Below are 12,494 nucleotides of genomic sequence, written 5' to 3'. Positions count from 1 at the left end.
GCTCGGCCTCCTGAAGTCGCGATCTGCGGCGCCTGAACTACCGCGCGCTTAGAAGCAAGATCAAGATCAATATCAACGGCCTCGATGGCACTGACGATCTTTTGTATGAAGTGTCTTAAGTACTAAGAATTCATCTTGTTCTTTGCGGTGCAACTGCCTTGCACAACATTACAAGGCAACCGCATTTCATGTAGGAGCGGTCTTGTACCGCGATGGGCCGCGCAGCGGCCCCGGTTTTTTGGCTGTACCGCTTACACAATTAACGCCGTTGTTCGGCCCATCGCGGCCGGTGCGGTGCCGACAAATCTACTGCCCAAACGCCCGCCCCAGCCCTCCAGGCACACCACTGCTATCGGTCTGCTGCCAAGGCCCATCCGGGCTCACCGACCAGCTCCAGCCGTTGTCGAACCGGTAATACGTCCGCTGGCGATAGAAGGTGTTGGGTTTTTTGTCCAGCACATACACGCCCAACTTGGGGTCCCAGTGGCTCGCCCCGCCCGGCGGCGGGGCAAAGCTTGCCGAGGTGCGCGGCACTGGTTTGGCTGGGGGTGCAGGCTTGCTCCCAGGCCCAGCAGGCTGTCCACCTGGCAGCGGCTTGACCACCGGCCCCTTGGGCGGCAGCCGTTCGATCGGCGGTTCGGGCTCAGGCTGCGAAGCAGGGCCATGCACCGTACAGGCCGACAAACCCAGTGCCAGGGTGATCAGGGTAAGGCGTACCGTCGCGTGCATAGGGAACTCTCTTACGAATCAGGGCTGTCGATGATCAGGCGCTGCTGGGCCTGGGTCGTGTTGGGCAAAGGCGCGCTCTGGCCAACCCACTCACCCCGGGTCGGCTGCCCATCCTTGGAAACGCGCGCAACCAGTTGGACTTCGGCGAAATCGGACAGTTTCATCTGCGCCGTCATCGCATCCGCATCTGAAAGCTCGACCTCGATGGGCAACTGCGCCACCGTCACCCGCTTGGCGGCAAGTGGCATGGGCGGGCCGCTGCTGGCGCGGGCAAAAATGAAGACGGTGTCCTGTGCCTTGACCTTGTCCCGCAAAGCCGGCGCCAATTCCACCCGCACCTTCAAACGCACCGCAGCAGGTGCCGGCACCTGGGCAGACTGAGTGCCCAACCGCTCAGCCGCACGGTCAATGCCGCCCTGCAATGCCGCGCGCGACGCATCCCCTTGCGGCAACTGCGCCAACAGCCGCTTCCAGTACTCGATAGCCTCCTGATAGCGCTCACCTTCAAATGCCGCAATGCCACGCAGCCCCAAGCTGGTGACCTCATTGGGATCGGCTTTCAGCGCCTCGTCAGTCAATGCCTGCAGTTGCCCACTCCAGCGCTTGTCGGCCGCGAAATACAGGGCCTGGGCCCACTGGCCCAGCAACTCGGGCTGGCGACCGGCCAGGGCTACTGCGCGCTCGAACGTGCGGGCCGCCTCGGCAGGGCGTTGTTCGGCCATGTAGGCACGGCCCAGGAAGTACACCGCCTCGGCCGAATCAGGTTGTGCCTGAACCACCCGCTCCAGGCGTGCCGTCATTTCTTCCATCGACTTAGGTGCCTGGGCAAATTCCTGGGTAAGGGCCACTTTGTCCGCCGCACCGAAGTGCAGGTACAGCCCCAACGCCAGCAGCGGCACCAGAACCGCTGCCAGCAACGGCAAGGCCTTGCCCAATTGACGCTGCCTGGCGGGTTCGGCGCCCTCGGTGTCGGCCAGCAACTCACGGGCGGCTTCGTCACGGCCCTGACTCAATTGCAGGTCATCGAGCACACCCGACGCTTGCTGCGCGGCCAGCGCGGCGATGCGTTCCTGATAGAGCGCCACGTTGAGCGCCGTACGGTCTTGCTCCTGCTGGTGGCGACGGCCACGCAGGATCGGGATCAGCAGAAAGCTGAGGGCCGCGAGCAGCAACAAGCCCGCGCTAAGCCAGAATTCAGTCATGGGTGCGTTCTTTTTCCAGCAGGTTGGCCAGCCGTGCGCGCTCCTCGGCTGACAATTCATCAGTGCCTTGCACGGCCGCCAGGCGACGACGCCGTACAATCACCGCCAATACGGCGAACCCGCCGACCAGCAGAATGCCCGGGCCGAACCAGAGCAACCAGGTACGGCCGCTCAGCGCAGGCTTATAGCGCACGAAATCACCGTAACGGTCGACCATGAAGTCGACGATCTGCTGGTTGCTCTTGCCCTCACCCAGCATGCGGAATATTTCCCGGCGCAGGTCAGCCGCAATGGGTGCATTGGAGTCGGCGATATCCTGGTTCTGACACTTGGGGCAGCGCAATTCCTTGGTCAGTTGCTGATAGCGCTCACGCTCGGCCTGGTCACGAAACTGATAGGTATCGATGGCGGCCTTGGCCACCCCACCGACGCACAGGCTCAAGGTCAGGGCTGCGAACCAGCGCTTCATGGCGTCGCCTCGTCGAGCAGCGCCTGGTAGCGTGGCGCCAACTGCTCGCGCCAGACACTCGCGTCGACCACGCCCACATGCTTGTAGCGAATCACGCCATCGCCATCGATCAGGAACGTCTCCGGCGCACCGTAGACACCCAGGTCCAGCCCCAGGCTGCCCTGCTCGTCATTGATGTCCAGCAGGTAGGGGTTGTGGAACTCGGTCAGCCACTTCTGCGCTGCGGCGTTGTCGTCCTTGTAGTTCACCCCATAGATGACCACACCCTGGGAAGCCAACTGATTGAGATAAGGATGCTCGACCTTGCACGACGCGCACCAGGTGGCCCAGACGTTGACCAGCGCAGGCCGACCCTGCAAGTCTGCCTGGGTAAGCGTACGGTCGCCCTGGGTGGAAGCCAGCGAAAAGACCGGGAACGGTTTGCCGATCATGGCCGAGGGCAATTCATCGGGCTTGAGAAACAAACCTTTGTACAGGAACACCGCCACCAGCAGGAACACCGCCAGGGGCACGACCATCAACCAACGTTTCATGCAACTGCTCCAGACACACCCAGGGCCTCGCGCACCCGGGACTTGACCTTGACGCGGTAGCGCCGGTCGAGGGCCGCCAGCAATCCGCCCAGGCCAGTCAACAGACCGCCCAGCCAGATCCAGCGGACAAAGGGCTTGATGTGCACACGCACCGCCCAGGCACCGTTTTCCAAAGGCTCCCCGAGGGCCACGTACAGGTCGCGGGTAAACCCTGCGTCGATCCCGGCCTCGGTCATCATCGACTGCTGCACGGTGTACAGGCGCTTCTCCGGGTGCAGGGTGGCCACAAGGCGACCCTCGCGACTGACCACCACCGTGCCCTTGTCGGAAATGAAGTTAGGCCCCTCGAAATGCTTGGCGCCCTGGAACAGGAAATGATATCCGCCCAGCTCCACGCTTTCGCCCGGGGCCATGCGCAGATCACGCTCGGCGCTATTGTTGCTCGACAGCACCACCCCAAGGGCACACACCGCAAGCCCAAGGTGAGCGAGCTGCATGCCCCAATAGCTGCGCCCAAGACCGAGCAGCCCCCTGAGCAGCCCCTTGTGGCGCGTCTTGTCGAGCACATCGCGCAACCCCCCGAGCACTATCCAGGCGGCCAGGGCGAACGTGGCCAGCACCTGCCAGTCGAAATCGTCGACGATCAGGCCCGCCACCGGCGCCAGCACGGCGCTGCCGACCAGGACCGGCGTCATCATGCCCAGTAGCCACTTGCCAGGCGTATCTTTCCACCGCACCACCACCCCTACTCCCAGCACCAGCATCAGCAGTGCCATAAGCGGCAGAAACAGGGCATCGAAATAGGGCGGGCCTACCGAGAGCTTGGCGCCGGTCAGGGCATCGAGCACCAGCGGGTACAAGGTGCCCAGCAAAATCATCGATGCCGCAACCACCAACACCAGATTGTTCGCCAGCAGCAGGGTTTCGCGCGACCACAGGGCAAACCCCACCTGGCTCTTGACCACCGGCGCACGCAGGGCGAACAGGGTCAGTGAGCCGCCGACCACGAACAGCAGGAAGAACAGGATGAAAATGCCGCGCGACGGGTCGGCGGCAAAGGCATGCACGGAGGTGAGAACCCCGGAACGCACCAGGAACGTCCCCAGCAGGCTCAGTGAGAACGCAGCGATGGCCAACAGGACGGTCCAGCTCTTGAACACCCCGCGCTTTTCCGTCACTGCCAGGGAATGGATCAGCGCCGTGCCTACCAGCCAAGGCATGAACGATGCGTTTTCCACCGGGTCCCAGAACCACCAGCCACCCCAGCCCAGTTCGTAATACGCCCACCAGGAACCCAGGGTGATACCCACGCCCAGGAAAGCCCAGGCCACCAGGGTCCAGGGACGCGACCAGCGGGCCCAGGCGGCATCCAGACGCCCGCCGAGCAGGGCGGCGATGGCGAAGGCGAAGGCGACCGAAAAACCGACGTAGCCCATGTACAGCATTGGCGGATGCACGATCAGGCCAATGTCCTGCAGCAGCGGGTTGAGGTCGCGGCCATCGACAGGCACCTGTGGCAGCAGGCGCTGGAACGGGTTGGAGGTGATGATCAAAAAGCTCAGAAAGCCCACGCTGATCATACCCATGACCGCCAGCACGCGGGCGAGCATCACCTGGGGCAATTGCCGCGAGAACACCGACACGGCGAAGGTCCAGCCCCCCAGAATCAGCGCCCAGAGCAGCAGGGAGCCTTCATGCGCCCCCCAGACCGCGCTGAACTTGTAGTACCACGGGAGTGCACTGTTCGAGTTGCTGGCCACGTAGGCAACCGAAAAGTTGTCGGTCATGAAGGCATGGGTCAGGCACGCGAAAGCGAACGTCAGAAAGGCGAACTGCCCCCAGGCTGCGGGCCGCGCCAAGCTCATCCACAAGCTGTCACCACGCCACGCCCCGAGCAGCGGCAGGCTGGCCTGCACAGCCGCGAAGCAGATGGCCAGGATCATCGACAGTTGGCCGAGTTCGGGTATCACCAAGGCTGCGTTCATGGCCGCGCCCCCGTCTGGGTTGCCGCCTGGCCGCTTTCTTTCAGCGCCTTGCTGACTTCAGGGGGCATGTACTTTTCGTCATGCTTGGCCAGCACTTCGTCGGCCACCACCACGCCGTCGCCGTTGAGCTTGCCCAATGCCACGATGCCCTGCCCTTCACGGAACAGGTCCGGCAGGATGCCGCGGTAAGTGATGGGTACGGATTTGTTGAAATCGGTGACCACGAAGCGCACGTCCAGCGAGTCGGAGGAGCGTTGCACCGAGCCCTGTTCGACCATGCCGCCGGCGCGTATGCGCGTGTCCAGCGGTGCCTCGCCATTGGCTATCTGGGTGGGGGTGTAGAACAGGTTGATGTTCTGTTGCAAGGCAGTGAGGGCAAAGCCCACGGCAACCCCGACGCCGACCAGCAGACCGACGATGAGCAACAGGCGTTTCTTGCGCTGCGGATTCACTGCGTTTTCTCCCGGCGCAAGCGGCGCGCCTCTTCTTGCAGGTAGCGTCGCCGGGCCAACACCGGCACGGCGACGTTGAGCGCCAGCACCGCGGCGCAGATGCCGTAGGCCGACCACACATAAAGGCCGTGGTGACCCATGGCGATGAAATCACCGAAACTGGCGAAACTCATGGCACGACCCTCCCAGCCAGGCTGCTCGATACCTCTTCCTTCACCCAACTGGCGCGTGCCTCGCGCTTGAGCACCTCAAGGCGCATGCGCATCAAGAGCACCGCGCCAAAGAAGCAGTAGAAGCCCAGCGCCGTGCACAGCAGCGGCAACCACATATCGGCGGGCATCGCAGGCTTTTCGGTCAGGGTAAAGGTGGCGCCCTGATGCAGCGTGTTCCACCACTGGACCGAATACTTGATGATAGGAATGTTCACCACGCCAACGATGGCCAGCACGGCGCAGGCTTTCGCCGAGCTGTCACGATTACTGATTGCCTGGCCCAGCGCAATGATGCCGAAGTACAGGAACAACAGGATAAGCATCGAGGTGAGGCGCGCATCCCACACCCACCAGCTGCCCCAGGTTGGCTTACCCCAGATGGCCCCGGTCACCAGCGCAACGGCGGTCATCCAGGCGCCGATGGGGGCAGCGCATTGCAGGGCGACATCGGCCAGCTTCATTTTCCACACCAGCCCCACCACACCGGCCACCGCCAGCAGAACGTAACAGGACTGGGCCAGCATCGCGGCCGGGACATGGATGTAGATGATGCGAAAGCTGTTGCCCTGCTGGTAGTCCTGGGGCGCGAAGACCAGCCCCCAGACCACGCCGACCACCAACAAGAGCACGGCAGCGATGGACAGCCACGGCAACATGCGCCCGCTAATGGCATAGAACCATTTCGGAGAGCCCAGCTTGTGAAACCACGTCCAGCTCATTTTCATCAGGGTGCATCCAGGGTATTGGCCAGGCTTCAAAGCCCAGGCTCGTTATTCGCCGACGCTGATTTTCAGGCCGGCGGCGATCGCAAAGGGTGCCAGGGTCACGGCCAGGGCCGTCAGGCTGGCGAGCCAGAGCAGGTGGCCGGTGGCGGGCATATTCTGCAACGCCGCCTGCAATGCACCACTGCCCAGGATCAATACAGGGATATACAACGGCAGAATCAGCAACGCCAGCAACAAACCGCCGCGCTTGAGGCCGACCGTCAGCGCAGCGCCCACCGCGCCCAACAGGCTCAACACGGGCATGCCCAGCAGCAGCGAGCCCAGCAGCACCGGCAGACAGTGCCCTGGCAGGCCGAGCATCAGCGCCAGCAACGGTGCCAGCAACACCAGCGCAAGCCCGGAGAACAGCCAATGCGCCAGCACTTTGGCCAACACCATCAGTGCCAGCGGATGCGGCGAGAGCACCCACTGCTCCAGGGAACCGTCTTCGAAATCGCTGCGAAACAGCCCGTCCAGGGACAACAGCACCGCCAGCAGTGCAGCCACCCACACAAGCCCCGGGGACAGGTTCTGCAGCATCTGGGTCTGCGCCCCGACGGCCAAGGGGAACAAGGCCACCACGATGGCGAAGAACACCAGCGGGTTGGCAAGCTCCGCAGGCCGGCGAAACAGCAACCGCGCTTCGCGTCGCAACAACAGGGTAAAGACGCTCATGCTGCCCACTGCCCCAGGTTGAGTTCTCGGTAGCCCGCAGGCGTGTGGGACAGGGTGTGGTGGGTGGTCAGCACCACGGTGCCACCGTGCTCGCAATGGGCGGCCAGATGGGCCTCCAGGTCCGCGACGCCCTGTTTGTCCAGGGCAGTGAACGGCTCGTCCAGAATCCACAACGGTGCGGCTGCCAGATGCAGGCGCGCCAGGGCCACGCGGCGTTGTTGCCCGGCCGACAAGGTATGGCAAGGCACGTCCTCAAAACCGCGCAGCCCGACGGCAGCCAGGGCCTGCCAGATCTGTTCGCGGCTGGCTGGACGGTGCAGCGCGCACAGCCAGGTCAGGTTCTCTTCAGCTGTGAGCAGTTCCTTGATGCCCGCGGCATGGCCAATCCACACCAAGATGCTGGCCAACGCATGCCGCTGTTCGTCCAACGGACGTCCACCGAGCAGGATCTGACCGGCGGTCGGCTGCATCAGGCCAGCCAGCAGGCGCAACAGGCTGGTCTTGCCGCTGCCGTTGGGGCCGCTGATCTGTAGCATGTCGCCTGGCCGCAGTTCGAAGGCAAGGTGCTCGAACAGCAGGCGCCAGTCGCGCTCGCAGGCCAGGCCCACGGCTTGAAGATGAAGAGTCACGGTTCTGCCTTATCGTTCTAGGGTTCGGATGACGCTACCCGGACCCCTGCCACTCAAGTCACCCGGTGCGCTGCCGTTATACTGGCAATCACGGGCGGGCGGCATTATTACATGCACAGCCAGGCTGCCAAGAGGCTGGGTACCTAAGGTTGTATACAATCATGACTGAAATCAATAGTCTCGGCCTGCAAACCCTGAACGGCGCCCAGGCAATCAAGGCGGCGATGACCGGTGAACTGCTGCGCCTTACCCAGGCCCAGCCCGGCTTGCTTGGCCCTGGCGAGACCGCGCAGGCTGAAGTGGTTGCCATGCGCCAGACCGGCCAGGAGTTTCAGCTGGTTTTGCGTCTGCTGCAAGCCAACGGCCTGCAGACCCAACTGCAAGCCAGCGCCAGCCAGCCTTTGCCTCAGGGCAGTCAGGTGACCGTGAGCCAGCCCGAAGCCGGCCGGCTGGCCATTTTGCTGCAGCAGGCAAGTACCAGCCAGGTCTCGACCCTGACGCGCCTGGACACCGCCCGGGTACCGGTCGGTAGCCTGTTGCAGGGCAAGGTGTTGACCAATCAGGTGCTTCCCGAAACCCCTGGCCAGCCTGCCAGCTACCGGGCGCTGGTGAGCCTTCTGAATACCGCCCAGGCCGGTGCCGTGCTGGCCGTGGACAGCCCCAGGCCGTTGGCGATCGGCAGCCTGCTCAGTGCACGCGTGCAGGGTGACCAGTCCTTGCAGTTCGTCCCCTTGGCCGGCAGGCAGGACCAACTGGGTATCGCCCAGCATCTGGGCAGCCAGCAAAATCGCCAGGCCTCGCTCCCGAGCCTGTTGGCCGGCCTGCAACAGTTGGCGCGCGACCCGGAGGCTGACAGCCCGCTGCGCACGACGATCGAGCGCCTGCTTGGCGCGCTGCCGACGGCCCAGCAACTGGGTGATGCCAAAACCGTTGCGCAGGCGCTGCTCAACAGCGGCACCTTTCTGGAGGCAAAACTGATGACCGGGGCCACGGCGGGGCTGGGCGCCGACCTCAAGGCCAACATGCTTCAACTCATTACCCAGATCAGCACCAACGCCGCCCTTGGCCCACCACCGGCCAGCCTGGCAGCGGCCGTGCCGGCGCTTGTTCGAAACGCGCTGGGCACGCTCGAACGGGTAAGCCCCAAGCCCCAGCCGGGCGCATTCCCGCTGCCCTCAAGACTGTTGCAGGCCTTGGAGGACGAAGGTGATCTGGAGCAATTGCTGCGCTTGGCCGCAGCTGCCGTTTCGCGCCTGCAGAGCCACGCCATGAGCAGCCTGCAGCAAAGCGGCACACTGGAAAACGGCAACCTGCAAACCACTTGGCAGACCGAAGTGCCCATTCGCCACGGGCAGGAATTCGTGCCCTTGCAGGTCAAGCTTCAGCGCGAAGAAACCCCTCAACAGCAGGCCGACCGCGAGCACCAGACCCCTGAGGCGTTGCAACCGCTGTGGCGCATCGAGCTGGCTTTCGACCTGGCGCCGCTCGGCCCGCTGCAGGTCCAGGCCCAATTGACTCAGGGCCGTCTCAACGGCCAGCTGTGGGCCGAGCGCGAACCGACCGCTCGCCTGATCGAGCAGCAGCTTGGTGCACTGCGCGAGCGCTTGCTGGCGCGCGGCCTGGAGGTCGATGAGCTGCACTGCTACCCCGGCGCACCTGCGCAGGGCCCCCGTACACGGGTCGAACAACGCTGGGTGGACGAAAACGCATGAGTACCCCTACCCCCCGCCAGGCCGTAGCACTGAGCTACGATGGACAACAGGCGCCCACACTCAGCGCCAAGGGCGACGATGAACTGGCAGAGGCCATCCTGGCCCTGGCGCGCGAACATGAAGTGCCTATCTACGAAAACCCGGAGCTGGTGCGCCTGCTGGCACGCCTTGAGCTGGGCGAGCAGATTCCCGAAGCGCTATACCTGACCATCGCCGAAATCATCGCGTTCGCCTGGCAGTTACGCGGCAAAGTGCCACCGGGCTTCGACGATGCTCCGGCCCAACCACGCGACGTTACGCCCAGGCACTTGCGCCTGCCCGAAGGGTAGTAATCGGCTAAGGCCTCATGCGACGACAGGACCGACACTGTATCGGCTCCTTTTACTGCATGAGTCGATGACCATGGCTGATACACGTGTCAATTCGGTTGGCCTGCGCTACGTGCGCGGCCACCTGCAACACATCCCCCGCCCCGACCGCCAGGCCGCCAGCGACATACGCGATTGGGCACGCCGCCAGGGCCATGACTTGGACCCCGATCAAACGGACGTGGTCGTACTGCACTACAGAAACGACCAGGCGGTGGTGGTTCAATGCATGTCCCTGACCGAAGCGGTCCTGTCCAACTGGCAGGGGGAAAACAGCAAGGATCTGGTCGGCCAGCTTTTCCCTGGCAGCTGGGCCGGCCATCTTCCTGCCCACCCGCTAAGCATTGTCGAGCGCTTGCCCGACCTGGGGCCATGGGAGCAGGGTGCGGCCTATTCCGTGTTCAATGGGCTGTTCCGCCGCACCGAACCCAGGCGCTATGACATCACTACCCACCTGCCCCTAGACGTCGAGGCCATGCAGCAATACGTCTGGGACCTGGACTTCCATGCTCGTTTTGTCGCGATGCTCGACGAGTATTGGCACAAAGCCAGTGACAGCCACCGGCAATCGCTGCAAATCGGCTTCGTAGCGGCCTGCAACAAGCAAGTCCAGGAAGGTTCGCTCAGCGAGGCAGGCCGACAGATGCTCTGGGAAGCCGCAGGCCTGGCGCCGCGCGCTGACAGCCTGAGGATCAGAGCGCTGAATGTGTATGGCTACGCGGCCACCGACCTGATCGGCATTGCCGACCAGAAGCGGCGCAAGGTCCTGCTCTATCTGCCAGGCAATGCGTCACCTTTCCATGAGTTCAGTAGCCTGGGCGCCATGAAGGACTGGTTCGGTGAACAGTGCCGCAATCCGGAAAAGCGTCAGGCCCTGCGCCGCTATTTTCGGCTGGCCGATACGCCAGATGGGCTCGACTTCAGCGGATTGGACACTGCGCTTGAGGGGTTGGGCGCGTATCCTGCGACCCATTACCGATCGCCCAACCGACCGGGTTTTACCACCGACGGCCCCTGGCCGCCGAGGGAATACGTGTACTACAACACCAAAAAATACAGCCCGTTGATCGAAGGCGACCTGTTCACGGCGCTTACCGAGCGCCAACGCAAACGCAGCTATGCCGATGCCGACTTCATCATCACCAGTAACCAGACCGTAACCAAGGCTAAATGGCGCGGGTATCTGGTTGCCTCGATTAATTTGCTGGCACCCTTGGCAATCGTGGTGCCAGCACTGGCGCCCATGCTAGCCCTGGCAGGCGTGGCGCAGTTCGGGCTCGGCCTGGACCAGGCCATTCATGGCAAAACGCTTGAGGACAAGGCCGAGGGTGTATCCAACACGGCATACGGTTTACTGAACGCCCTGCCCCTGGCCGCCGAAGCAGCAACACGCGCCACTGAGGTGTTCTCGCCCCAGCGCATGCGATTTTTTACACCGGTGCGTTTGAATGATCAGCTGGGTTATGCGCTGAGCCCGATCAACCCACCCCATTTTGCAGAACCCGATATCGGGGCTTTCTTCGATAACGCCCTCGAGCCTATCCGGGGTGACGACAGCCCTGTAGCGCGTTCGGTCGTGCGCATACCGGTTAGCGAGGACGGGCCTGCGGAGTTGCAGACCGAAGTGGGCGGCTACAACATGACGGTGCTTTACGACAGCGAGCATGACGCTTTCATCGCCGAACAGACCCTCAACGATCTTAACCCGGCCTACTACCAGGCTATGCCCGGGCGGCGCAGCTTGGCCCGGATCGATGTCACGACACGCCCAGTGACCGATCAGATGCGCTCGGCGACTTTAAAGGGGCTTGGTATCGATCTGCCGTTACCGATTGAAATGCCCCCCGTGGCCCAGGATGCCGTGCACCCAATTCCAAAAACCATCTCCAGCCTTTGGGTTGGCAACAAAGTCATAGCGCCTGAACTGGTGGATAACCTGGCGGCCAACGCCGAACGCCTGAGCAACAGCCCGTTCACTTACCGCTTGTACTTGTCCAAGGCGGACCCCCAGGCATTCGAAGCCAACCGTCAGGTCCTCGGTCAGCGCGCGCCCAATCTGCAGGTGCTGCCATTGGAGGACCAACCGTTCTACACCCGTTTCAGCGAAAGCCCCTATTTCGAACAATATCAGGATGCCGTCAGCGCCCCCGGGGCCAATTTTTCCTCGGCATCAGACATTCTGCGCTACCCGATGCTGCACGCAGAGGGTGGGATCTACATGGACGTTGACGATGCGTTGCTAGCCCATCCCGAGGCGCCGGAAGATCCCGCGCGTGCAGCCATAGAGGCTGTGGACCTGGCCACGACCCCGGACGGTTTGATTCTGGGGGACCCGGCAAACAACGACACCCTTGGTATGCATTGCCACTACAACAGCAACATGATTGGCAGCCATCCAGGCAACCCCAACCTGCAAGCGATCAGCGAGGCCATGCATGCACGCTACCAGGCCAATGGGGACTTCTATCAGCATCGGCCAACGGCTGACTCGCCAGGTTTCAAGGCCTACGCCAGACGCCTGAACCACCTCACGGGCCCAGGGGTACTTAACGACGTGGTCGATCAACACCTCCCCAGGCTTCAGCGCTTGCGCCAGCTCAGTAATCTGCAGACCTTGCCGCAGAGCAAGCCATTGTTTTTGCTCGCAGGCAAAGAAGCGCAAATAAAATCAGCCGTAGCACACGACTTGGCATTGAACCGTATTGCCCGCGTGGGCAACTACCATTCCTGGGGCAAACCCTGAAATGCACAGGGCGACTTGCGT

The 12,494-nt window shown here is 63.0% G+C and carries 13 protein-coding genes; 3 read left to right on the top strand and 10 right to left on the bottom strand.

The features are described from left to right. Positions 1-306: 306 nt before the first annotated feature. The 10 genes from ACK59L_RS16870 to ccmA are packed head-to-tail and all read right to left on the bottom strand — an operon-like array spanning position 307 to position 7,650. A complete protein-coding gene (locus ACK59L_RS16870) occupies positions 307-729 on the bottom strand; it encodes a hypothetical protein (protein ID WP_058606098.1) in 423 nt (140 codons plus the stop codon). An 11-nt stretch (positions 730-740) separates the two neighbouring features. After that, positions 741-1,931: a c-type cytochrome biogenesis protein CcmI gene (gene ccmI, locus ACK59L_RS16865; protein WP_409274863.1), complete on the bottom strand. Its 1,191-nt coding sequence runs from the start codon at positions 1,929-1,931 to the stop codon at positions 741-743. Continuing rightward, positions 1,924-2,400, bottom strand: coding sequence for a cytochrome c-type biogenesis protein (locus ACK59L_RS16860; RefSeq protein WP_058606096.1), 477 nt, complete (start codon positions 2,398-2,400; stop codon positions 1,924-1,926). Before ACK59L_RS16860 ends, ccmI begins: the two co-directional genes overlap by 8 nt. Continuing rightward, positions 2,397-2,933, bottom strand: a complete 537-nt coding sequence (locus ACK59L_RS16855; protein ID WP_409274860.1) for a DsbE family thiol:disulfide interchange protein — start codon at positions 2,931-2,933, stop codon at positions 2,397-2,399. Before ACK59L_RS16855 ends, ACK59L_RS16860 begins: the two co-directional genes overlap by 4 nt. Then, positions 2,930-4,903 carry a heme lyase CcmF/NrfE family subunit gene (locus ACK59L_RS16850; protein WP_178102718.1) on the bottom strand — a complete coding sequence of 658 codons (1,974 nt, stop codon included), beginning with the start codon at positions 4,901-4,903 and terminating at the stop codon, positions 2,930-2,932. The genes ACK59L_RS16855 and ACK59L_RS16850 overlap by 4 nt, the downstream gene beginning before the upstream one ends. Positions 4,904-4,914: 11 nt before the next feature. Then, a complete protein-coding gene (ccmE, locus tag ACK59L_RS16845; RefSeq protein ID WP_058606094.1) occupies positions 4,915-5,370 on the bottom strand; it encodes a cytochrome c maturation protein CcmE in 456 nt (151 codons plus the stop codon). Further along, positions 5,367-5,543: a heme exporter protein CcmD gene (gene ccmD / locus ACK59L_RS16840; RefSeq protein ID WP_023533952.1), complete on the bottom strand. Its 177-nt coding sequence runs from the start codon at positions 5,541-5,543 to the stop codon at positions 5,367-5,369. The genes ccmE and ccmD overlap by 4 nt, the downstream gene beginning before the upstream one ends. Further along, positions 5,540-6,307 (bottom strand): heme ABC transporter permease, encoded by a 768-nt coding sequence (locus ACK59L_RS16835; RefSeq protein WP_196135338.1) that lies wholly within the window; start codon positions 6,305-6,307, stop codon positions 5,540-5,542. The genes ccmD and ACK59L_RS16835 overlap by 4 nt, the downstream gene beginning before the upstream one ends. 45 nt (positions 6,308-6,352) lie before the next feature. Further along, a complete protein-coding gene (gene ccmB, locus ACK59L_RS16830; protein WP_409274857.1) occupies positions 6,353-7,021 on the bottom strand; it encodes a heme exporter protein CcmB in 669 nt (222 codons plus the stop codon). After that, complete coding sequence (gene ccmA, locus ACK59L_RS16825) at positions 7,018-7,650, bottom strand: cytochrome c biogenesis heme-transporting ATPase CcmA (protein WP_058639111.1); 633 nt, start codon at positions 7,648-7,650, stop codon at positions 7,018-7,020. The genes ccmB and ccmA overlap by 4 nt, the downstream gene beginning before the upstream one ends. 161 nt (positions 7,651-7,811) lie before the next feature. Between ccmA and ACK59L_RS16820 the strand changes: the two genes are divergently transcribed. The 3 genes from ACK59L_RS16820 (at position 7,812) to ACK59L_RS16810 (ending at position 12,473) form a co-directional block, all read left to right on the top strand. Beyond that, on the top strand, positions 7,812-9,362 hold the full coding sequence (locus ACK59L_RS16820; RefSeq protein ID WP_409274855.1) for a flagellar hook-length control protein FliK: 1,551 nt from the start codon (positions 7,812-7,814) through the stop codon (positions 9,360-9,362). Further along, positions 9,359-9,691: an EscU/YscU/HrcU family type III secretion system export apparatus switch protein gene (locus ACK59L_RS16815; protein ID WP_144964612.1), complete on the top strand. Its 333-nt coding sequence runs from the start codon at positions 9,359-9,361 to the stop codon at positions 9,689-9,691. The genes ACK59L_RS16820 and ACK59L_RS16815 overlap by 4 nt, the downstream gene beginning before the upstream one ends. Positions 9,692-9,764: 73 nt before the next feature. Then, the gene (locus tag ACK59L_RS16810) at positions 9,765-12,473 is read left to right on the top strand and encodes a dermonecrotic toxin domain-containing protein (RefSeq protein WP_409274853.1); all 2,709 of its coding nucleotides are present in this window, start codon (positions 9,765-9,767) and stop codon (positions 12,471-12,473) included. Positions 12,474-12,494 lie beyond the last annotated feature (21 nt).

The organism is Pseudomonas sp. KCJK9111 (assembly GCF_046231935.1).
GTDB classification, from domain to species: Bacteria; Pseudomonadota; Gammaproteobacteria; order Pseudomonadales; family Pseudomonadaceae; genus Aquipseudomonas; species Aquipseudomonas parafulva_B.
This window is presented reverse-complemented; position numbering and strand designations above follow the sequence as displayed.

Coding starts and splice junctions, on each gene's coding strand:
- ACK59L_RS16870 (WP_058606098.1), bottom strand. CDS start 729: ATGCACGCGACGGTACGCCTTACCCTGATCACCCTGGCACTGGGTTTG.
- ccmI (WP_409274863.1), bottom strand. CDS start 1,931: ATGACTGAATTCTGGCTTAGCGCGGGCTTGTTGCTGCTCGCGGCCCTC.
- ACK59L_RS16860 (WP_058606096.1), bottom strand. CDS start 2,400: ATGAAGCGCTGGTTCGCAGCCCTGACCTTGAGCCTGTGCGTCGGTGGG.
- ACK59L_RS16855 (WP_409274860.1), bottom strand. CDS start 2,933: ATGAAACGTTGGTTGATGGTCGTGCCCCTGGCGGTGTTCCTGCTGGTG.
- ccmD (WP_023533952.1), bottom strand. CDS start 5,543: ATGAGTTTCGCCAGTTTCGGTGATTTCATCGCCATGGGTCACCACGGC.
- ACK59L_RS16835 (WP_196135338.1), bottom strand. CDS start 6,307: ATGAAAATGAGCTGGACGTGGTTTCACAAGCTGGGCTCTCCGAAATGG.
- ccmB (WP_409274857.1), bottom strand. CDS start 7,021: ATGAGCGTCTTTACCCTGTTGTTGCGACGCGAAGCGCGGTTGCTGTTT.
- ACK59L_RS16820 (WP_409274855.1), top strand. CDS start 7,812: ATGACTGAAATCAATAGTCTCGGCCTGCAAACCCTGAACGGCGCCCAG.
- ACK59L_RS16815 (WP_144964612.1), top strand. CDS start 9,359: ATGAGTACCCCTACCCCCCGCCAGGCCGTAGCACTGAGCTACGATGGA.
- ACK59L_RS16810 (WP_409274853.1), top strand. CDS start 9,765: ATGGCTGATACACGTGTCAATTCGGTTGGCCTGCGCTACGTGCGCGGC.